This window comes from Micromonospora wenchangensis, from assembly GCF_002210435.1.
Taxonomy (GTDB): domain Bacteria; phylum Actinomycetota; class Actinomycetes; order Mycobacteriales; family Micromonosporaceae; genus Micromonospora; species Micromonospora wenchangensis.
In genome coordinates this window covers 1-20,957 of the sequence record NZ_MZMV01000034.1, presented here as the reverse complement: position 1 = coordinate 20,957, position 20,957 = coordinate 1, and the positions used below count along the sequence as shown (strand labels likewise).

General features: G+C 73.9%; 17 protein-coding genes. 10 read left to right on the top strand and 7 right to left on the bottom strand.

Going from position 1 to position 20,957, the window contains the following annotated elements:
* Positions 1-17: 17 nt before the first annotated feature.
* Positions 18-1,142, top strand: a complete 1,125-nt coding sequence (gene wecB / locus B5D80_RS19800; RefSeq protein ID WP_088645432.1) for a non-hydrolyzing UDP-N-acetylglucosamine 2-epimerase — start codon at positions 18-20, stop codon at positions 1,140-1,142.
* Here the strand turns inward: wecB and B5D80_RS19795 are convergent.
* On the bottom strand, positions 1,071-1,787 hold the full coding sequence (locus B5D80_RS19795) for a NeuD/PglB/VioB family sugar acetyltransferase (protein WP_281253481.1): 717 nt from the start codon (positions 1,785-1,787) through the stop codon (positions 1,071-1,073). The two genes, wecB and B5D80_RS19795, sit on opposite strands and share 72 nt — an antisense overlap.
* Before the next feature lie 250 nt (positions 1,788-2,037).
* Here B5D80_RS19795 and B5D80_RS19790 point away from each other — a divergent pair, with 250 nt between their 5' ends.
* Together B5D80_RS19790 and B5D80_RS34845 are read left to right on the top strand one after the other, a co-directional pair.
* Positions 2,038-3,246: a glycosyltransferase family 4 protein gene (locus B5D80_RS19790; RefSeq protein ID WP_088645388.1), complete on the top strand. Its 1,209-nt coding sequence runs from the start codon at positions 2,038-2,040 to the stop codon at positions 3,244-3,246.
* 135 nt (positions 3,247-3,381) lie between these two features.
* Complete coding sequence (locus B5D80_RS34845; protein ID WP_088645387.1) at positions 3,382-3,900, top strand: acyltransferase; 519 nt, start codon at positions 3,382-3,384, stop codon at positions 3,898-3,900.
* Between the two features lie 40 nt (positions 3,901-3,940).
* Here the strand turns inward: B5D80_RS34845 and B5D80_RS19780 are convergent, their stop codons facing one another.
* Positions 3,941-5,971: a hypothetical protein gene (locus B5D80_RS19780; RefSeq protein ID WP_088645386.1), complete on the bottom strand. Its 2,031-nt coding sequence runs from the start codon at positions 5,969-5,971 to the stop codon at positions 3,941-3,943.
* Between the two features lie 225 nt (positions 5,972-6,196).
* On the opposite strand from B5D80_RS19780, the gene B5D80_RS19775 reads away from it, so the two are divergent.
* The 4 genes from B5D80_RS19775 to B5D80_RS19760 are packed head-to-tail and all read left to right on the top strand — an operon-like array spanning position 6,197 to position 11,062.
* Positions 6,197-7,153 carry an NAD-dependent epimerase/dehydratase family protein gene (locus B5D80_RS19775; RefSeq protein ID WP_088645385.1) on the top strand — a complete coding sequence of 319 codons (957 nt, stop codon included), beginning with the start codon at positions 6,197-6,199 and terminating at the stop codon, positions 7,151-7,153.
* Positions 7,150-8,616: a lipopolysaccharide biosynthesis protein gene (locus B5D80_RS19770; protein WP_088645384.1), complete on the top strand. Its 1,467-nt coding sequence runs from the start codon at positions 7,150-7,152 to the stop codon at positions 8,614-8,616. Before B5D80_RS19775 ends, B5D80_RS19770 begins: the two co-directional genes overlap by 4 nt.
* Positions 8,601-9,803 carry a glycosyltransferase gene (locus tag B5D80_RS19765; RefSeq protein ID WP_088645383.1) on the top strand — a complete coding sequence of 401 codons (1,203 nt, stop codon included), beginning with the start codon at positions 8,601-8,603 and terminating at the stop codon, positions 9,801-9,803. The genes B5D80_RS19770 and B5D80_RS19765 overlap by 16 nt, the downstream gene beginning before the upstream one ends.
* Before the next feature lie 5 nt (positions 9,804-9,808).
* Positions 9,809-11,062: a glycosyltransferase gene (locus tag B5D80_RS19760; RefSeq protein ID WP_144081718.1), complete on the top strand. Its 1,254-nt coding sequence runs from the start codon at positions 9,809-9,811 to the stop codon at positions 11,060-11,062.
* Positions 11,063-11,119: 57 nt separating this feature from the next.
* Here the strand turns inward: B5D80_RS19760 and B5D80_RS19755 are convergent, their stop codons facing one another.
* Genes B5D80_RS19755 through B5D80_RS19745 form a run of 3 tightly spaced genes read right to left on the bottom strand, consistent with a single transcriptional unit; the run spans position 11,120 to position 14,656 of the window.
* Entirely contained in the window at positions 11,120-12,574 is a 1,455-nt protein-coding gene (locus B5D80_RS19755) for an O-antigen ligase family protein (RefSeq protein ID WP_144081717.1), read from the bottom strand.
* A gap of 55 nt (positions 12,575-12,629) precedes the next feature.
* A complete protein-coding gene (locus B5D80_RS19750) occupies positions 12,630-13,616 on the bottom strand; it encodes a dTDP-4-dehydrorhamnose reductase family protein (protein WP_211291587.1) in 987 nt (328 codons plus the stop codon).
* On the bottom strand, positions 13,613-14,656 hold the full coding sequence (locus B5D80_RS19745) for a polysaccharide biosynthesis protein (RefSeq protein ID WP_088645380.1): 1,044 nt from the start codon (positions 14,654-14,656) through the stop codon (positions 13,613-13,615). The genes B5D80_RS19750 and B5D80_RS19745 overlap by 4 nt, the downstream gene beginning before the upstream one ends.
* Before the next feature lie 220 nt (positions 14,657-14,876).
* On the opposite strand from B5D80_RS19745, the gene B5D80_RS19740 reads away from it, so the two are divergent.
* From B5D80_RS19740 to B5D80_RS19730, 3 genes are read left to right on the top strand one after another with little or no spacing between them, the layout of a single operon-like run.
* Positions 14,877-15,668 carry a sugar transferase gene (locus B5D80_RS19740; protein WP_088645379.1) on the top strand — a complete coding sequence of 264 codons (792 nt, stop codon included), beginning with the start codon at positions 14,877-14,879 and terminating at the stop codon, positions 15,666-15,668.
* Positions 15,665-16,594 carry an NAD-dependent epimerase/dehydratase family protein gene (locus tag B5D80_RS19735; protein WP_088645378.1) on the top strand — a complete coding sequence of 310 codons (930 nt, stop codon included), beginning with the start codon at positions 15,665-15,667 and terminating at the stop codon, positions 16,592-16,594. The genes B5D80_RS19740 and B5D80_RS19735 overlap by 4 nt, the downstream gene beginning before the upstream one ends.
* Before the next feature lie 5 nt (positions 16,595-16,599).
* A complete protein-coding gene (locus tag B5D80_RS19730; protein ID WP_088645430.1) occupies positions 16,600-17,859 on the top strand; it encodes a glycosyltransferase family 4 protein in 1,260 nt (419 codons plus the stop codon).
* On the opposite strand, the gene B5D80_RS19725 is transcribed toward B5D80_RS19730, so the two are convergent.
* The gene (locus B5D80_RS19725) at positions 17,834-18,268 is read right to left on the bottom strand and encodes a hypothetical protein (protein WP_088645377.1); all 435 of its coding nucleotides are present in this window, start codon (positions 18,266-18,268) and stop codon (positions 17,834-17,836) included. The two genes, B5D80_RS19730 and B5D80_RS19725, sit on opposite strands and share 26 nt — an antisense overlap.
* Positions 18,269-18,330: 62 nt before the next feature.
* Entirely contained in the window at positions 18,331-20,757 is a 2,427-nt protein-coding gene (locus tag B5D80_RS19720) for a Tex family protein (protein ID WP_245854787.1), read from the bottom strand.
* Positions 20,758-20,957: the final 200 nt, after the last annotated feature.

The window sequence follows — 20,957 nt, the reverse complement described above, 5'->3', positions numbered from 1 at the left end:
ACCACGAGGAGGCGTCCGTGACCCGGGTGATGACCGTCGTCGGGACCAGGCCGGAGATCATCCGCCTGGCCCGGGTGATCGACACGCTGGACCGGACCGTGCAGCACACGTTGGTGCACACGGGACAGAACTGGGATCCGGCGCTGTCCGACATCTTCTTCACCGAGCTGGGCGTACGCCCGCCCGACCGCTTCCTGCGGGCCGACACCCGGTCGCTGGGCAGCCTGCTCGGCGCGGTGCTGGTCGGCACCGAGAAGGCCATCGGCGAGCTGCGGCCGGACGCGTTGCTGGTGCTCGGCGACACCAACAGCGCCATCGCGGCGTTGATGGCCCGGCGGATGAAGGTGCCCGTCTACCACATGGAGGCGGGCAACCGCTGCTTCGACCTCAACGTGCCGGAGGAGACCAACCGCCGGCTGGTCGACCACGTCGCCGACTTCAACCTGTTCTACTCCGAGCACGCCCGGCGCAACCTGCTCGCCGAGGGCCTGCACCCCCGGCGCATCCTGCACACCGGCTCACCCATGCGCGAGGTGCTCGACCACTACCGGCCGCAGATCGAACGGTCCACCATCCTCGCGCAGCTCGCCCTCGAACCGGGCGGCTACTTCGTCGTCAGCGCCCACCGCGAGGAGAACGTCGACCACCCGGACCGGCTCCGTCGGCTGCTCGACTGCCTGTGCGCGGTACGCGACGAGTGGCGGCTGCCGCTGCTGGTCTCCACCCACCCGCGCACCCGCAAGCGGCTGGAGGTGCTCGCCGTCGACGGCACGCTCCTGGACGGCATCACCTTCCACGAGCCGTTCGGCTTCTTCGACTACGTGACCCTGCAACGGCACGCCCGGTGCACGCTGTCCGACAGCGGCACCGTCAGCGAGGAGGCGGCGATCCTCGGGTTCCCGGCGGTGACCCTGCGGGAGTCAATCGAACGCCCCGAGGCGCTGGACGCCGGGGCGATCGTGATGACCGGCCTCGACCCGGCCGGCGTGGTGGAGGGGGTACGGGTCGTGGTGGACCAGGTGGCGGCCGGTCCGGTCGACTGCCCGGCGGACTACCGGGTCCCGGACACCTCACGCCGGGTGGTCGACTTCATCCTGTCGACCGTGCGCCGGCACCACGACTGGGCGGGCATCCGCCGCTGACCCGGGTGCCACCGGCCGGGCGGGCACCCCGGTGACCACCGTGCCCGCCGGGACGTCCCGGGTCACGCACGCGCCCGCGCCCACCACGGCGTCCCGGCCGACCCGCAGTCCCGGCAGGACGGCGGCGGTGGTGCCCACCATGACGCCGTCGTCCAGCCGGCAGTAGCCGGAGACCGCGGCGAGCGGATTGACCGAGACGTGGTCGCCGAGCACGCTGTCGTGCCCCACGGTGCAGTTCTGGTTGAGGTGCACCTGGCGGCCCAGCACCACGTTCGTGGTCACCCGGGCCCCACCGGCCGCGAACAGCCCCTCCCCGAAGACACAGTCCGGCCCGATCTCGGCAGCCGGGTGCACCACCGTGGCGGCGGGCAGGCCGTACCGGGCGAGGGCCCGGTCGGTCTCGCGGCGCAGCCGGGGATGCCCGACGCCCAGCGCCACCGTCAGGCCCGCCGGACCGTCGGCGAGCCAGCGGGTGGGACCGAGGAAGGGGACACCGAGCCGCCGCACCCGGGCCACGTTCTCCTCGGTCGGGTAGTCGTCGACGAAGCCGAGGACCCGCCACGGCTGCGCACCGACCGCGTGGGCGTCGAGCAGCCGAATTACCCCGAACATCTCCCTGCCCATCCCACCCGCGCCTACGATCACTACGTCGGTGGTCAACCGTTGCCCCCCCGGTCACGGGGAGCGCCGGTCGCGCTCCGCCCGCCACCCCCGCGCGGCACCGCAGGTGTCCGCCCGGCGTGCGCGGCGGCACGGGTCGAGTCCACGGCCCGCGGACACACCCTTCCCCTCGACTGCGACCTCCCGAACGGGCCGGGCCCTGCGGCCGCTGCCCGTGCGGTGTGGACATTCCTACGGGACGCCGCCTCTCGGGCGGCACGGTGAAGGTGGACCGATGGTGAACAAGTTGACAAGGCCGCCCTCCCTGGACGTCGCCGACGCGCCACGACGGTCCGTGGGCACCTACCGGGTGGTCGCCACCGCTGGGGTGTTCGAGCCGGGCTTCCGGGGCGGTGGCCCGATCCGCTCGCTGCGGTTCATCCTGGACACCCTGCCGGGGGACCTCGACGTCACCCTGGTCACCCGGGACCGGGACCTCGGCTCGTCAGCACCGTACCCCGGTCTGTCCGGAACGCTGCTGCGACGCGACGGGCGCTCCGCCGTCTTCTACCTGAACCCGTGGGCCCCCCGGCACTGGGCCCGGCTGGTCCGCCACGTCCGGGTCCGTCCGGTCGACCTGCTCTACGTCAACAGCCTCTGGTCGTTGTTCTCGGTGCTGGCGATCCTGGCGGTGGCGTTGCGGCTGGTCCGGGTCGGAGCCATCCTGGTCGCCCCGCGCGGCGAGCTGTCGCCCGGCGCCCTGGCGATCAGGGCGACCAAGAAGCGGATCTTCCTGGCGCTGTGGGCGCCGCTGCTGCGCAGGCTGCGGGTGCGCTGGCAGGCGTGCAGCGGGCTGGAGGAGCGGCAGATCCGGGCCAACCTGCCGTGGGCGCAGGTGATGGTGAACGGCAACGAGAGCCCGGTCCCGGCGGACCCGCCCCCACCCGTCGTCGCGCACGACGGCCCGCTGCGGTTGGTCTTCGTCGGCCGGATCTCGCCGATGAAGAACCTGTCCACCGCCCTGGAGGCGGTGGCCGGCGTCACGAGGCCGGTGGAGTTCGACATCTTCGGCCCGCCGGAGGACCCGCACTACTGGTCGCGCTGCCGACGGCTCATCGCGGCCATGCCGGGGCACGTCCGCGTCCGGTACCTCGGCGAACTCGCGGCGGCGGACGTCATGCCGACGTTCAGCCGGTACGACGCCTTCCTCTTCCCCACCCTCGGCGAGAACTTCGGCCACGTGATCCTGGAGAGCCTGGCCTCGGGTTGCCCGGTCGTCTGCTCGGACAACACGCCGTTCAGCGACCTGATCGCCGACACCGGCGGGATGGTGGTCCGACCGGCGACGGCGGCCGACCTCAGCCGGGCGCTCGACCTGCTCGCCGACCGGACACCCGCCGAACGTGCCGAGGCCAAGGCCACCGCCGGGCGGCGCTACCGGCACTGGCGGCAGCGGCACCGGGAACTGCACGTGCTGGAACACGCCCGCCAGTTCTGCCGCTGACCGCCGTGCGCGGCGGTCACCCCGTCACCGGGGCCGGACCCGGCTCGTTCTCCCAGTGACCGGACCCGGCGGGGGCCGGCAGCCCGTGACCGTACCTGCGATCGAGGACAGCCAGTGCCCAGTCGTGTTCGTACGATGGCCCGGCGCGTACGGGACCATCTGGCCGCGTCGCGCGACCCCGAGGCGTTCGTCAGGTCCCTGGGGGTCAACCTCACCGGTCGGGTCAGGTTCTACGGGGTCAACCGGGCGATGTTCGGCTCGGAACCCTGGCTGATCACCATCGGCGACAACGTCTACGTCACCTCCGAGGTGCAGTTCATCACCCACGACGGTGGCACGCTGATCCTCCGCAAGGACTATCCCGACCTCGACTGGACCGCGCCGATCACGATCGGCGACGACGTCTACATCGGCATGCGCGCGATGATCCTGGCCGGCGTCACCATCGGCAACCGGTGCGTCATCGGGGCCGGGTCGGTGGTCACCCGGGACGTCCCGGACAACACCGTGGCGGCCGGGGTCCCGGCCCGGCCGGTGCGCACCACCGACGAGTACCTGGAACGGCTGCGGGCCAAGTCGCTGGGCATCGGGCACCTGCCCGTGCCGGCCAAGCACGAGGCGATGAAGCGGATCTACGGCGTCCCCACCGGCTGACGCCGGGGACACGTCGACCCGCCCGGCCGGCGGAGTCGGATCAGGCCCGCCGGTAGGCGACCTGCGGCGGGGGGAACTGGTGCACCCCGCCGATGGTGATCGCCCCCAGCGCGCCGGTCACCGCGGCCACCTCGTAGCCGAACCGGTCCCCGGTCATCGCCGCCGCCGTCGAACCCAGGTTCAGCACGGTGGCGCAGCCGACGCCGCCGGCCCGCACCGTGGGCGCGGTGACGCCACTGACCTGCCACACCTGCCCGTACCAGTGCCAGCCGGCCGGCAGCAGGACGGGCGCGGCCAGCACCGACTCCTTCACCCCGACGGTGGTGACGGCCACGGTGCCGAAGTCGGCGACCGGGCCGAGCAGGGCGGGCCGGCCGGTGGCCGGGTCGTGGGCGTACACGCCGTGGCGCAGCACACCGGTGCCGACCCGGGTCACCTCCACGCAGGCCCGGTCGACCGGGGTGGGCTCGGCCAGGAAGAACGGGTGCAGCAGCAGCCGTTGGTAGGCACCGGTGCAGGTGCTCTCCACCGTCGGGCCGGACCGGGCGAGGAAGTACCCGCCACGGGTCCGCGACGCCCCCGGCAGCGGCTCCGGCAGGGCCTCGTCGGGGTCCGCGCGCCACATCCCGTAGCCGGGGGAGACCGGCACGTCGTACGGCACACCGGCGACGGTGACCCGGTCGGGCACGGTGAGGTTCGTCGCGCCCACCGGGACCAGCAGCCGGTGGAACAGTTGCGGCGCGGCCAACTCGGCCTCGGCGACCGCGCCGACCCGTTCGATCACCACGAAGTCGTCGTCGCCGGCGGAGACGACGAGTTCGGTGGCGGTCGACGGCGGGGCCAGGTAGCGGCGGTAGGCGGTGCCGGTCACCGACTCCCCGGCGGCCAGGGTGCGCCCCCACACCAGTTGCGGGTAGTTCTTCTTCAGGCTGGAGCTGATGAACCAGCTCTTGGCGGTGGTGTAGCGGGCGCGGGTCTGCGGCGCCCCGTCCGCGACCGGCAGCAGGCCGACGGCGATGCCCCACTGCTGCACGCCGCCGCCGCTGACCACCCACTGGGTCATGCTGGCCGCCGGCATCGTCCGGTCGACGAGGGCCGCCGGGGTGACGTCGGTGAGCGCGGCGAGGGTGTCGATGTTGGCCCAGGTCGACCAGTTCAGGCCGCCGGCCACCCCCACGTTCGGCATGAACTGCCGGCGGGAGCCGCCCGTCACCGGCGTCAGCGGCGTGCACTGGGTGACGCCCGCGTTGAGGGTGAACCGGGCCAGGGCGGTCACCGTCTGGGTGACGAGCAGGCCGCCGCCGGGTGACCAGCGGTAGACGTTGGCGATCCGGCACAGCGACGGGATCCTCGGCATGATCGTGGCGATCGGGGTGCCGACGTTCGCCCGTGCCGTGTCGATCATCCCCTGGTAGGTCGGAATGAGGTAGGACTCCCGGATCACCAGTTCCAGGCCGGTCGACCGGCCGTCGGGCACCGGCCGCCCGTCGAGTTCGACGGCGACCGTGTGCGAGTGGGTGGCGGGGCGGATCTGCACGTCCGGGGTGAGACCGGTGATCGGCACGGTGGTCCGGTTGGTCGCCCCCGAGACGTGGGTGAGCGGTGCGGCCGGCTTGACCCGGGCGCCCTGCGCGATGCCGTCCACCACGGTGTACGGGTTGCCGAACAGCAGGCTGCTGGCGTTGGTGACGGCCAGCAGGGTGAAGATGCGGGTGCCGTCGGTCCACTGCGAGCCCACGTCGGCCGTCGTCTTGCCGTGGTTGGCCACGACGATCTGGTTGCCGACGTTGTAGCCGTGGTTGCCGCCGACGTACGACCAGCCGGTGTTGATCGGGCAGTTGTCGTCGGAGGTGTCGTGGACGCGGGTGCCCACGGCGGACATGACCGGCCACACCTGGGCGTCGGTCGCGGTCGAGGGCACCAGGCTCACCTGCGGCAGGCCGGAGTGCCACAGGCCCACCATCGCCTCGGCGTACGCCAGGTTGGCGGGCATCACCACGTCCCGGGTGGCGTCGAACCGCGACCTGACCGACATCAGGGCGTTGGACCGGTAGACGATCAGCTCAGGCATCCCACACCTCCACCGCGACGCACGACGATGCTGTCACTGTGCGCGTTTTCGCAGTTCACGGCGGTTTTTGGTCGGCTCCCGGACAACACCGTCGGCCGTTCGGCGGATGCCGGCCCGCCCGGCGGCCGAGGTCCCCGCCGTGGGCAGGGTGAATTTCGTGCCGCCGCCGTAACGTGCCGCGTCCCGGCTCGATGTACAGGTGATGTGCGTACTCGGGGGTGGTTCATGCGCATTCTGATCACGGGTGGGGCCGGTTTCATCGGCGCCAACCTGGCCCGCGCCGCGCTCGGCGAGCCGGCCGTCAAGGAGGTCAGCGTCCTCGACGACTTCTCGGTGGGGCTGCGCGGCAACCTCGCCGGGCTGGACGTCGACCTCGTCGAGGGATCCATCCTGGACCCGGCGGCCCTGGACGCGGCGATGGCGGGCCGGGAGGCGGTGGTCCACCTGGCCGCGCTGCCCAGCGTGCCCCGCTCGCTGCGCGACCCGCTCGCCTCCCACCACGCGAACGCCACCGGCACGCTGATGGTGCTGGAGGCGGCCCGCCGGCACGACGTCGGGCACGTGGTGGTCGCCTCCTCCTCGTCGGTGTACGGGATGAACCCGGCACTGCCCAAGGCGGAGCTGACCTGGACCCGCCCGATGAGCCCGTACGCGGCCAGCAAGCTCGCCACCGAGGCGTACGCGCTGGCCCACCAGGCGTCGTTCGGGCTGCCCACGCTGGCGTTCCGGTTCTTCAACGTGTTCGGCCCCGGGCAGCGCCACGACCACGCGTACGCGGCCGTCATCCCCCGGTTCACCCACGCCGCCCTGTGCGGCGAGCCGGTCGAGGTGCACGGCGACGGCACCCAGTCCCGCGACTTCACCTACGTGGGCACGGTCTGCGAGGTCATCCTCGACGCGGTGCGCCGCCGGGTGCACCACCCGCATCCGGTCAACCTCGCCTTCGGCGCGCGGGCCAGCCTGCTCCAGGTCCTCGACGAGCTGGAGGAGGTGTTCGGCCGGCCGATCGCCCGGCAACACGTGGCACCGCGTACCGGGGACGTGCCGCACTCGCTCGCCGACAACACCACCCTGCGGGAGTTGTTCCCGGACGTCACCCCCGTGGACCGCCGGCAGGGGCTGCGGGCCACGGCCGGGTGGCTGGCCGAGCGGCTGGCCGTCGCCCCCGCCCCCCTCCGGTGACCCGGGCCGTGGGCCGGGCCGCCGCCGGCACGGCCCCCACCGCCGCGACGGCCCCCACCGGGACGACGCCCGCCGCCGCGACGGCCACCGGGACCACCGCCGCCACCGGGACGACGACCACCGCCGCGCCGCCGGCCGGCTTCCCGGCACCGGGGCCTAGCCGGGACCGTACCGTCACGGTGGGCATCGCCACCGCGATGGTGGCCAAGGGGATCGGCCTGGCCGCGCCGCTGGTCATGACCCCCGCCTGCTTCCGGTACCTCGGCGAGCAGCGGTACGGCCTGTGGATGGCGATCACCGCGCTCACCGGGATGGCCTGGTTCGCCGACCTGGGGCTGGGCAACGGGCTGCTCACCCGGCTCGGTCAACTGGCCGACGACCCCCGCCGGCAGGCCCGGGAGATCTCCGGCGCGTTTGCCACCCTCGGCGTGGTCGCGGTGCTGCTGCTGGCCGCCCTGCTGGTGGTGACGCCGGTGGTGCCCTGGGTGGAGCTGTTCGCCGTCGGTGACCCGGGCGTCGCCGCGCAGACCCCCACCCTGGTCCTGCTCTGCTTCGGCGCGTTCGTCGTCAACATCCCGCTCTCGCTGGTCCAGCGGGTGCAGTACGCCCGGGGCCAGATGGTGCAGAGCAACGCCTGGCAGTCGGCCGGCGCCCTGGCCGCCCTGGCCGTGGTGCTCGCCGCCATCGCCGCCGGTTGGCCACCACTGGTGGTCGTCGCCGGTGCGGTGCTGGCCGTGCCGGTGACCAACCTGCTCAACACCGTCACCTACTTCTGGGCCTGCCCACCTGCCCACCGGCCGGGGCCACGACTCGTGCACCGGGACACCGTCGCCGGCCTGCTCCGGCTGGGTGTGCGGTTCTTCGCGCTCACCACGATGTCGTCGATCGCGCTGAACGTGGACAACCCGCTGGTCGCCAACGTGCTGGGGCTCGCGGCGGCGGCCCACTACGCGGTCGTGGGGAAGCTGTTCGGCGTGCTGTGGGTCTTCGTCGGGCTGGTGGGCATGACGGTCTGGCCGGTCAACGGCGCCGCCCTGGCCCGGGGCGAGGTGGCCTGGGTACGCCGCAACACCCGGCGCATGGTGCTGCTCTACGGGGTGGTCGTGGGCTCGGTCGGGTTGGCGCTGGTCGGCACCGGCCACCGGCTGATCGCCCTCTGGCTCGGGTCGGTCGACCGGTCGACGATCCGGCTGCCCGTCCTCGTCGGGCTCGCAGGCTGGTCACTGCTGGTCGCGGTCACCTCCCCACTGATCATGGTGCAGAACAGCATCGGCCTGCTCCGGCCGCAGTTCGTCGGGTGGGCGGCGTTCCTGGTGCTGGCCACCGTGCTCAAGGTCTGGGGGCTGCGCCAGTTCGGCCTGGCCGGGCTGCCGGCGGCGGCCTGCGTCGCGTACCTGTCGACCATGGTGCCGGCCGCGCTGGTGGGCTACCGGCGGGCGCTCGCCCGGTGCGGTCCGTCGTGACCGGCCGGCTGCGGGTGCTGCGGGTCGTCGGTGAGCTGAACTTCGGCGGCACCGAGATGCGTACCGCCGAACTGCTGCCCCGGCTCGCGGCCGGCGGCGTCGACCTGCACCTGGTGACGCTCAGCGACCGGATCGGCCCGGGGCCGCTGGCCGACGTGGTCGCCCGGCACGGCGGCAGCGTCACCGCGATCCCCCTCGACCCGCGCTTCCCGCTGCGGTTCCTGCGGCTGCTCGGGCGGCTACGCCCGGACGTGGTGCACGCCGACTGCGCCAACTTCTCCGGCGTGCCGCTCGCGCTGGGCGCGCTGCGCGGCGTACCCGGGCGGGTCGCGCACTTCCGGGGCGACGACAACACGACGCGCACCCTGCGCCGCCGGGTCTACCGGTGGGTCTGCGGGCGGCTGCTGCGGATCTGCGCCACCGACATCCTCGGTGTCTCGCCCAGCTCGCTGACGTTCGGTTACCACCCGGGCTGGCGGGCCGACCCCCGGTGCCGGGTGGTGCTCAACGGGCTCGACCTCGACCGGCTGCGCCGCCCCAGCCCCGACGACCTGCGGGCCCTGATCGGCGCGGGACCGACCGACCTGGTCTGCGTGACCGTGGGCCGGGCCTCACCCGAGAAACGCCGCTGGCTGCTGCCGCCGATCCTGGCCGCGCTGCGTGACCGGGGCGTGTCCGCGCACGCGGTGCTCGTCGGGCCGGGCGACCCGGCCGACGACGAGCGGGTCCGCGCGGCGGCGGACGCCGCCGGGCTGGGTGACCGGGTGCACCTGCTGGGCCCCCGCGACGACGTGGGCGGGCTGCTGCGGCAGGCCGACGTCGTCGTCCACCCGTCCTGCCTGGAGGGGCTGCCCGGGGGAGTGCTGGAGCCCGTCGCGTTGGGCGTCGGCACCGTCGCCGCCGACCTGCCGGGCGTGCGCTTCATCGACGAGCGGCTGCCCGGCGTGACAGTCGTCGGGGTCGACGCCCCACCGCAGGTGTGGGCGCGGGCGGTGGGCCGGGCGGCGGCGTACACCGCGTCGACCGCGCCCGCGGTGGCCGCCGACCGGTTCGTCCACAGCGCCTTCGCCATCGACACGGCCGCCAGCACCCACCTGGAGATCTACCACCGGTGGGCGGCGGCCCACCCCGGACGGGACCGTACGCCACGACAGAGCAGCCGGCCGCCGGTCGGCTCGGGACGGTGACAGAGATGAACGAGCAGACCGTGGTCGTGAACCCGCGACCCCTGCCCGACGGCGGACCGACCGGGCGGACCGGGCCACCGCGTCCCCTGCTCGTCGGCGCGTACGCCTTCCCCCACGGTGACGCCACCTCCAACCGCCTGCTGCAACTCGCCAGGTCCGCCGCGCCCGCGGGCACCCGCACGCTGGTCGTCAACGACTGGCCCTGCGAGATGGCCTTCCCCGCCCGGCCACCCGAGGCGGCCGGGGTCGATCTGGTCACCCTGCGCGTGCGGGGCCGGCACCGGCTCACCCGGCTGCCGGCCCGGCTGGCCCGCCCGGTCCGCGTGCTGCGGGCCGCCCGCCGGCAGGGGGTACGCCGGGGCGACGTGAGCGTGGTGCTGCTCCCGATGGCGCTGATGACGCTGGGCAACTGGACGGTCCTGCGGCTCGCGCTGCGTTGCCCGGTGGTCGTCGACGCCAGCGAACGTCACGACCGGCGGCAGTTCCGCCACGGCTGGCTCACCCCGTACTACGTCCGGCACCGCTGGTCGACGTTCCTGGCCACCCGGCTGGTCGACCGGGCCACCGCGGTCTCCACCACGTTGGCCGGTTACCTCACCGGGCACGGGATGTCGGTGCTGGTGGTGCCGCCCCAGGTGGACTGCGACGACTTCCCGGCGGCCCGGCCACCCGCGCTCTCCACCGGGCTGCGGCTGCTCTACGCCGGCACCCCCGGCCGCAAGGACATGCTGGACGTGATCCTGCGCGGGATCAGCCGGCTCACCCCGCAGCAGCAGCGCCGGGTCAGCCTCACCATCGCCGGGGTCACCCGGGAGGCCGCCGCCACCCACTCCGACCTGGACGTCGCGGTCCTCGACGGGATCGTGGCCGAGGTGCGGTTCCTCGGTCGCGTCCCCCGGGACACCGTGCTGACGCTGCTCGCGGAGTCGCACTTCTCGATGCTGGTCCGCCCCACCGGCGGGTACGCGGCCAACGGCTTCCCGTCCAAGGTGCCGGAGAGCCTCGCCGCCGGCTGCCCGGTGCTGCTCAACCACACCAGCGACCTGGCCGCCCACGTGCACGACGGCGTCGAGGGGCTGGTGCTCGACGGCAACGGGCCGGACGACGTGCGGTGGGGGATCGAGCGGGCGCTGCGGCTGCGCGACGAGGAGTGGACGGGGATGAGCCGGGCCGCCCGGTCCCGGGCCCGCGGGTCGTTCGACCACCGCGCCTGGCGGGACGAGGTCAGCGCCTTCCTGGTGGCCGACGACCGGCGCTGAGCCGGGTGGACACGCGACGGTGGGCGTCCCGACCGGGACGCCCACCGTCGCGTGACCTCAGCGCAGGGCCGGGACCGGCCGGCGGACCAGGTCGTCGGCCGGGGCACCGACCCACGGCGGGACCGCCGCCGGGTCCGCCTCCGGTGCGTCGGCGTCGGCACGTTCACCGGGCAGGTGCAGCAGCACCCCGGCGACCACGCACCAGAACACGTACGGGTACGTCTGCCCGGTGCCGAAGATGGCCGACTCGGTGATCTGGATCAGCAGGCCGGTGACGACGAGCCAGACCAGCCCGGAGTCGGCCCGGCGTACCGGGGACCGCAGGGCGACCCGGCCGACGGCCAGCAGCAGCAGGGCCAGTGGCGCCACGGCGGCGAGCCCCAGCTCCAGCAGCAGTTGCAGGTAGCTGTTGTGCACCACGCTCACCCCGGTCCCGAAGGACTCGTCGAGGCTGGCGAGGGCGAACAGGTGGTTGCGGGAGGCGTACCCGAAGCCCAGGGTGGGGCGGTTCTGCCACCACAGGTCCACCGTGGCCTGCCACATCTCGGTGCGGCCGTTGGACAGGTCGCCGCCGGTGGGGTCGGTGAAGCGCAGCACGAGCTGCCGCATCCAGGGGCCGGCGAACAGGACCGGCAGCAGGTTGAACAGGTACGCCACCAGCAGTCCCACGGCCAGTCCGGCGCCCAGCCGGACCATCCGGCCCAGCCCGTTGCGCAGCACGACCCAGCAGGCCCCGGCGAGCACGGCGATCAGGCCGGTGCGGGACTGCGACAGCAGCAGGCAGGCCACGGCCGGCACCATGCCGAGCAGTTCCACCCGACGGCGGGACTGCCGGTAGACCGCCCAGCCCAGCGGCGTGGTCAGGGCGCAGACGATGCTGAGCATGTTGGGGTTGTTGTACAGGCCCTCGAACCGGTCGGTCCGGGACAACGCGGCGACGAGCGTGCCGTCGGCGAACCCGACGCCGAGGCTGATCAGGGCGGACCCGCTGAGCACCAGGTAGACCATGCGCAGGTCGGCCAGCATGACCGCCCGGTCGGGCCACCGGCGGCGGACCAGGACGTGCACCAGCGCGGCCAGCAGCAGCAGCGCCACCCCCCGTTGCAGGGTCTCCAACGGCACCACCGACCAGGTGAAGCTCACCGTGGCCAGGCCGGCCATCGCCCACAGCGCGCCGACGAGCAGGCGGGTCCACGGGTCGACCCGCGCCACCGTCCGGGCCGGTGCGCCCAGCGCCCAGACGACCAGGGCGGCCACCGCCGCGTACCGGGGATAGAAGCTGGCCTCCACCAGGGCCGGCAGCCCGGACGAGGCGCAGACCAGCAGCGCCATGGTCAGGCCCAGCAGCCACCGCCAGCCGTCCATCTGCTGCGCGAGCGCGAACAGCGCGAGCAGCAGCAGCGCCACCGCGCCGACCGCGACCAGCGGGACGGTGACGCTGGCGACGGTGGTGACCACCACGGCCAGGACCGCCCCGACGACCAGGCACAGTTGACCCACTCGGTTACCCACGTGATGTCCTTCGACTCCGACGGGCCGGCAGCGCCGGCGATGGTCGTTTGCTGCGTCAGCGCGGCGCGCCCGCCAGGCCCGGCCGGGCCTGGCCGAACGCCCAACGTTCCCGGGCGGCGTGCAGCGCGGTGATCATGTCCGGCCAGCTCGGCGGACGGTAACCGGTGGCGTGGGCGAGGGCGTCCGCGCGCATCGACCGGTCGCAGACGAACCCGTCGTCCGGCACCAGCTCACCGGGCCACCCGTACACCTCGGCGACCAGCCGGAGCAGGTCGTACTTCGTGATCGGTTCGGCGGCGACGTGGTAGAGGCCGGTCAGCTCCGGCCGGGGCAGGACCACCGTACGCAGCAGCCGGGCGAACTCCACGGTCGTCACCCCGCTGTAGACCGCCCTGGTGAAGCCGCGCACCTGACCCCGTTGGGAGAGGAACCAGTCGACCAGGGAACGGCGGGTGGTCAGCTCGTGCCCGACGATCGACGTGCGCAGGGTGAGCGCCGACGCGCCCGTCGCCTCGCCCAGCAGCTTGGAGCGGCCGTAGAGGTCGGGCGGGTCGGGCAGGTCGTCCTCGAGGTAGCCGCCCCGCCGGCCGGAGAACACGCAGTCGGTGCTGACGTGGACGAGCCGGCCGCCGACCTGCGCGCAGGCGTCGGCCAGCAGGTGGGGGAGGAGCGCGTTGAGGGTGACCGTCGGCACCGCGTCCTGCACGTCCGGCCGCTGCTTGATGACGCCGACGCAGTTGACGACGACGTCGGGCCGCAACTCGTCGACGAGCCGCCGGACGTGGTCGAACCGGGTCACGTCGACGGCCGGGACGATGCGGGCCAGCAGGTGCGGCGGGTAGCAGCCCGCCCGGTCGTCGATGCTGCGGGCGAGGCCGTGCACGTCGAGCGTCGGATCGTCGGCGAGTTCGCGCAGCACGGCATGCCCGAGCATGCCGGTGACCCCGACGACGAGGACCCGTCGCGCCGGGTCGGCGGCCCGGTGGTCGGTGCGGCGGCGGGGCACCCGGTCCGGGCGGGCGGCGTCGGTGCCCGCGTTCAACTCGTCACCACGGCCGCCGTGGCGGCCGCGACCTGCGCGCGCACCTCGGGCAGCGTCATCAGCAACGCCTCGATCTCGGGTACGGACAGCCGGCGGGCGTTGTGCGAGTGGAAGTCGGCGAGGCCGCCGTGCTCGACGTCGCCCTCCTCGAAGTACAGGGAGTAGTTGAGGTCGCGGCTGTCCACCGGCACCCGCAGGAAGTCCCCGAGGTTCTCGGCGAACGCGAGTTCCTCCCGGCTGGCCAGGGTCTCGTAGAGCTTCTCCCCGTGCCGGATGCCGAGCACGGTGAACTTCGCCGGCACCCCGAACAGGTTGCACAGCGCGGTGGCCAGGTCGCCGATGGTGCAGGCGTCGGCCTTGCGGATGAAGACGTCCCCCGGCTGGCCGAAGGTGAACGCGTGCTCCACCAGTTCCACCGATTCGGGCAACGACATCAGGAAACGGGTCATCGACGGGTCGGTGACCGTCGGCAGGCCGCCGCGCAGGATCTGGTCGATGAACAACGGAATCACCGATCCGCGCGAGTACATGACATTGCCGTAGCGCACGCAGCAGACCCTGGTCCGGGCCGTCGCGTTGTTACGGGAGTGCGCCTGCGCCACCTTTTCCATCAGCGCCTTGGTCATGCCCATCGCGTTGACCGGATAGACGGCCTTGTCGGTGCTCAGCAGGACCAGCGTCTCCACCCCGACGCGTTCGCAGGCATCCACCACGTTGGCGCTGCCGAGCACGTTCGTGCGGACCGCCTCCAGCGGGAAGAACTCGCAGGAGGGCACCTGCTTCAGCGCCGCGGCGTGGAACACGAACTCCATGCCCCGGGCGGCCTTGAGCACGCTGTCGTAGTCGCGCACGTCACCGATGTAGTAGCGGACCCGGTCGTTGCCGAGGCGGTGCCGCATCGCGTCCTGCTTCGACTCGTCCCGGCTGAGGACCCGCACCTCGGCGGCACCGGCGTCGAGCAGTCGGGAAACCATTGTCTGGCCGAACGAACCAGTGCCCCCGGTGACCAGGAAACGCCTGTCCGCAAGCGAGGAAAGCATATCTCCTCCTGCCTTTTCCCGTCGGACCATCCTCGGGGATCACGATCTCGTCAATGGTGACCATACTGTTGCGATAACGAGACCGTGCGCGCTTCCGGTAAAGGGAGGAACGGTCACGTTTCACGTTTCGCGTGGTGCTGCGCGACGGCCATTGCCGACCCGCCGGTGCGGCAAATGTGAAACTGCGGACCGGTCACCGGGAAAGTGGTAGGTCTGTTCCATGTCCAAAGTTGCTGCCCCCGCGGCACAGCCGCGCGCCGGTGCCGCCGGCCCGGTGACCGGACGGGACGCCGACCCGTCGACCCGCCGTCCGTACGACAGGTGCAAGCGGGTGCTCGACGTGCTCGGCGCGCTGGTCGTGCTGACCCTCGGTGCGCCCCTGCTGGTGCTGGTCGCCCTGCTGGTGCTGGTCACCCACGGCCGGCCGGTGCTGTTCCGGCACACCCGGCCCGGCCTGCACGGCGAACTGTTCGACGTGGTGAAGTTCCGCACCATGCGGCACCCCGACCCGGAGCGTGGGCTGGTGACCGACGCGCAACGCCTCACCCGGGTCGGCCGGTGGCTGCGGGCGAGCAGCCTCGACGAGCTGCCCGAGTTCTGGAACGTGCTGCGCGGCGAGATGAGCGTGGTCGGCCCCCGCCCGCACCTGGTGCGGTACCTGGCCCTCTACACCCCCGAGCAGGCCCGCCGGCACGAGGTGCGGCCGGGCATCACCGGGCTCGCCCAGGTACGCGGACGCAACGCCCTGGACTGGGAGGCGAAGTTCGCCTCCGACGTCGAGTACGTCGACCGGCGGTCCTTCCTGCTGGACCTGAGGATCCTGCTGACCACCGTCCGGGTGGTGCTCACCCGGGAGGGCATCTCCGCCCCCGGCGCGGCCACCTGGCACGAGTTCACCGGCAACGCCCCGTCGGCCGCCACGCCGGCCGCCGAGGGACCGGCACCCACGTCGGCCGCCGCCCACCCGTCCGGGTCGTCGGCCGACGACCGGGACGTCGTGCAGCGCCGATGAACCGGGTGCTGCTGCTGGGCGCGGGCGGATTCCTCGGCCGGCACATCCACGCCGCCCTCGCCGACCACACCACCGTCCGGGCCCCCTCCCGCGCCCGGTGCGACCCGGCCAGGATGGAGCTGCCCGAGCTGACCGCGCTGGTCGCCCGGGAACGACCCGACGTGGTGGTGAGCGCGGCGGGCCGCATCGTCGGCTCCGGGTACGACTTCGTCCAGGCGCACGTCGTGACGACCGCGAAACTGATCGAGGCGGTGGCCGCCGCCGCGCCCGGCGCCCGGCTGGTCCGGATCGGCTCGGCGGCGGAGTACGGCGTCGTGCCGCACGGCCTCGCCGTCGCGGAGGAGCACCCGGCCGCCCCGGTGAGCGAGTACGGGCTCAGCCACCTGGCCGCCACCCGGCTGGCCGAACTGGCGGGCGACGCGGGCCGGCTCGACACGATCGTGCTGCGGGTCTTCAACCCGGTCGGGCCGGGGATGCCGGCGGGCAACATGCTGGCCCGGGCGACCGCCATGGTCCGTACGGCGATCGCCGACGGCGCGGACGACATCGCCCTGGGCCTGCACGACACCTACCGGGACCTGGTCGACGTCCGGGACGTCGCGGCGGCGGTGCTGGCCGCGACGCGGTGCGCCCCCGTCGGCGCGCACCGCGTCGTCAACGTGGGCAGCGGGCGGGCGACGGCCACCCGCGACGTCGTCCGGCTGCTGGCCGACGCGGCCGGGTTCACCGGTCAGATCCGCCCCGGCGGCTTCCCGCCGGACGCCACCCGCTCGGCCGCGGTGCCCTGGATGTGCGCCGACGTCGACCGCGCCCGCCGGATGCTCGGCTGGACCCCGGCGTACGACCTGACCGCATCGCTGCGCGCGCTGTGGCGGGCCGACGGCGAACGGTCGGACCGGCCGGTGGCCGGCGTGGCGGCGGGGTGAGGCGGATGCGGATCGGCCTGCTCACCCAGTGGTACGACCCGGAGCCCGGCCCGGCGGCCCTGCCCGGGATGCTCGCCCGCGCCCTCGCCGAACGGGGGCACGAGGTCCGGGTGCTCACCGGGTTCCCGAACTACCCGACCGGCCGGCTGGCCCCCGGCTACCGGCTGGCCCGCCGCCACGACGAGGTCGACGGCGCGACCCGGGTCCGCCGGGTGGCCCTCTATCCCAGCCACGACCGTTCCGCGCTGCGCCGGGTGGCGAACTACGGGTCGTTCGCGGTCTCCGCGCTGGTCTCCGGCACCCCGGCGCTGCGCGGCCTGGACGCCCTCTGGGTCGGCAACTCGCCGATCAGCGTCGCCCTGCCGATGTGGTTCACCCGGTACGTGCACCGGGTGCCGGTGCTGCTGCACGTGCTGGACCTGTGGCCGGACAGCGTGGTCGCCAGCGGTTTCCTCGGCACCGGCCTGGTGTCGCGGACCGTCGAGCGGGGGATGGCCGCCTGGTGCGCGGCGATGTACCGCAGCGCCTCCCGGGTCGCCCACGTCGCACCCGGTGCCGCCGACCTGCTCGCCGACCGGGGCGTGCCCCGGGACAAGCTCGTGCACATCCCGGTGTGGGCGGACGAGACGATGGGCGTCCGCGCCGCCGACCTGCGCGCCGAACTCGGGCTCCGCCCCGACCAGGTGGTCCTGGTGTACGCGGGCGCGCTCGGCGAGGCACAGGGGCTCGACTCGCTGGTCGACGCCTGCGCCCGTACCGACGACCCCCGGCTGGTCTGCCTGATCGCCGGCTCCGGCACCACGCAGGATCGGCTGCGCCGCCGGGCCACGGCGGTGGGCGCGTCCAACGTCAGGTTCCTCGGGCAGTTGCCCCGGGAACGGATGCCCGCGCTGATGGCCACCGGGGACGTCCACTACGTGAGCCTGCGCCCCGGCGGCATGTCCGCGTACACGATGCCGAGCAAGGTGCAGGCGACCCTCGCCGCCGGGCGGGCGCTGCTGGTCGCCGCGGAAGGGGACGCCGCCGCGGTGGCCCGGGACAGCGGCGCGGGGATCACCGCCCGGCCCGGTGACCCCGACTCGATCGCCGACGCCCTGCGGGAGGTCTGCGACCTGGGCCGGGAGAAGCTGGAACTGCTCGGGCAGGCCGGCCGGGCGCACTACGACCGGATGTTCTCCGTCGCCGTCGGTGCCGACCGGGTCGAGCAGACCCTGTGCGAGATGGTGGCGGATCCGGGGTTCAGGGCCAGTCGTCGCCTGCGGTGAGCCGGCGGGCGAGCAGGTCGGCCAGCGGGATCGACTCACCGTCGCGTCCGCCGCGCCCGACGACCAGGGGCGGCCGGGCCGGCGGCACGTCGACGCCGAACAGCCGGGCGCGTACGCCCGACGGCACGGTGAGCAGGTAGAACCGGCCGTCGACGGTGACCGCGCGCAGGCCGGCCCGGTCGACGTACCAGCCGGTCAGCCCGGTCCGGTAGCGGCCCCGCCCGTCGTAGCCCTGGGCCACCAGGCGGCTGGTGCGCAGCCCGCGCCGGGTCGCCTCGGCCGTGAACCGGGCCACCAGTTCCTCGGCCTGCGCGTGCTCGCCGTCGCGCTGGCGGGCGTCGGCCGCCGCGTGCGCCCGGACCGCCCGCTGCTGCCGTTCCCGCCACTGCGGACCGCCGTCACCATCCATACCGCGACGGTACGCCCACCGCCGCCCCGCCCGGTGGGCGCCGGGCGGGGCGACGGTGGTGGTCAGGCCAGGCCGGCCCGGCGCAACGCCTCGGCCATCGCGTCGTTGGCGGGTGCCGGCGCGGAGCCGCCCCGGCCCTGCCGTTGCTGCGGCCCACCCCGGGAACCGCCCCGCTGCTCCCGCTGGCCGCCGGACCCGCCCGCGCCGCCGCGCCGTCCACCCGGGGTGTCGCCGCGCCCGCCCTGGGGGGTGCCGCGCTCGCGCCGCTGCCCCTCGGTGGCCGGCCGGCCACCGCCCGCCGGCACCTCGTCGTCCAGCCGCAGGGTCAACGAGATCCGCTTGCGCGGCACGTCGACGTCGAGCACCTTGACCCGGACCACGTCACCGGACCTCACCACGTCGCGCGGGTCCTTGACGAAGGTGTGCGACATCGCCGAGACGTGCACCAGGCCGTCCTGGTGCACGCCCACGTCAACGAACGCGCCGAACGCGGCCACGTTGGTGACCACCCCCTCCAGCAGCATCCCGGGGGTGAGGTCGCCGATCTTCTCCACCCCCTCGACGAAGGTGGCGGTGCGGAACTCCGGTCGCGGGTCCCGGCCGGGCTTCTCCAGCTCGGCGAGGATGTCGGTGACGGTGGGCAGGCCGAACGTGTCGTCGACGAAGTCGGTGGCCCGCAGCCCACGCAGGAGGGCCGACCTGCCGATCAGCGAGCGCAGGTCCTGCCCGGTGCTGGCCAGGATGCGACGCACCACCGGGTACGCCTCCGGGTGCACGCTGGACGAGTCGAGCGGGTCGTCGCCGCCGGGGATGCGCAGGAAGCCGGCGCACTGCTCGAACGCCTTCGGGCCGAGCCGGGCCACCTTCTTCAGCTCGGCGCGGGTGCGGAACGGGCCGTTGGCGTCCCGGTGCAGCACGATGTTCTCGGCCAGCCCGGCACCGATGCCGGAGACCCGGGTCAGCAGCGGGGCGGAGGCGGTGTTGACGTCCACCCCGACGCCGTTGACGCAGTCCTCCACCACCGCGTCCAGCGAGCGGGACAGCTTCACCTCGGACAGGTCGTGCTGGTACTGGCCGACGCCGATCGAGCGCGGGTCGATCTTGACCAGCTCCGCGAGGGGGTCCTGGAGCCGCCGGGCGATGGAGACCGCGCCGCGCAGTGACACGTCCAACGTGGGCAGCTCCTGCGAGGCGTACGCGGAGGCGGAGTAGACCGACGCGCCGGCCTCGGAGACCATCACCTTGGTCAGACCGAGCTGCGGATACCGCTTGATCAGGTCGGCGGCGAGCTTGTCGGTCTCCCGGCTGGCGGTGCCGTTGCCGATCGCGACCAGCTCCACCCGGTGCGCCCCGGCCAGCTTCGCCAGCGTCTCGATCGAGGCGTCCCACTGCCGGCGCGGCTCGTGCGGGTAGATCGTGTCGGTGGCGACCACCTTGCCGGTGGCGTCGACCACCGCCACCTTCACCCCGGTCCGCAGGCCCGGGTCGAGACCCATGGTCGCCCGGCTGCCGGCCGGCGCGGCGAGCAGCAGGTCACGCAGGTTGGTGGCGAAGACCCGCACCGCCTCCTCCTCGGCCGCCTGCCACAACCGCATCCGCAGGTCGGCACCGAGGTGGATCAGGATCCGGGTACGCCACGCCCAGCGCACCGTGTCGGCCAGCCACCGGTCGGCGGGCCGGCCGGCGTCGCTGATGCCGAACCGGCCGGCGATGGCCGCCTCGTAGCGGGTCGGGCCGGTGGGCGGGGCGTCCGGGTCCTCCTCGGCGTCGGGGGCCATGGTGAGGTCGAGCACGCCCTCCTTCTCGCCCCGGAACATCGCCAGGATGCGGTGCGAGGGCAGCTTCGGGTACGGCTCGGCGAAGTCGAAGTAGTCGGCGAACTTCGCGCCGGTGTCCTGCTGCCCGTCGCGTACCCGGGCGACCAGCCGGCCCCGCGACCACATCTGCTCACGCAGGGCGCCGATCAGGTCGGCGTCCTCGGCGAACCGCTCGATCAGGATGGCCCGCGCGCCCTCCAGCGCGGCGGCGGCGTCGGCCACCCCGCGGTCGGCGTCGACGAACCCGGCGGCCGTCTCCTTCGGGTCCCGGGTCGGGTCGCCGAGCAGCGTCTCGGCCAGCGGCTCCAGCCCGGCCTCCCGGGCGATCTGCGCCCGGGTCCGCCGCTTCGGCTTGTACGGCAGGTAGATGTCCTCCAGCCGGGACTTCGAGTCGGCCGCCATGATCTGCGCTTCCAGCGCCTCGTCCAGCTTGCCCTGGCCGCGGATCGACTCCAGCACCGCGGCCCGCCGCTCGTCCAGCTCCCGCAGGTAGCGCAGCCGCTCCTCCAGGGCGCGCAGCTGGGCGTCGTCGAGCAGGCCGGTGGCCTCCTTGCGGTAGCGGGCGATGAACGGCACTGTCGCACCGCCGTCGAGCAGCTCCACGGCCGCCCGCACCTGGCGTTCGGCGACGCCGAGCTCGTCGGCGATCCGCTGATGGACTGACTGGGTCACGATGTTGATCCGCCTTCGTTTCGGGTTCCCTGCTGCATTGTGCCGCCCACCCCCGACGCCCCGCGCCACCCCCGCCGGGACCGTGCCGCCCGCCGCCCACCCGACCGCCGACCGCCGACCGCCCGACCGGCTTATCCCGCCGGCCGCCCCGGGCCCGGCCCCCGGCCGGCGTACCCCGCCGGGCCCGGCCCGCCGGTGGC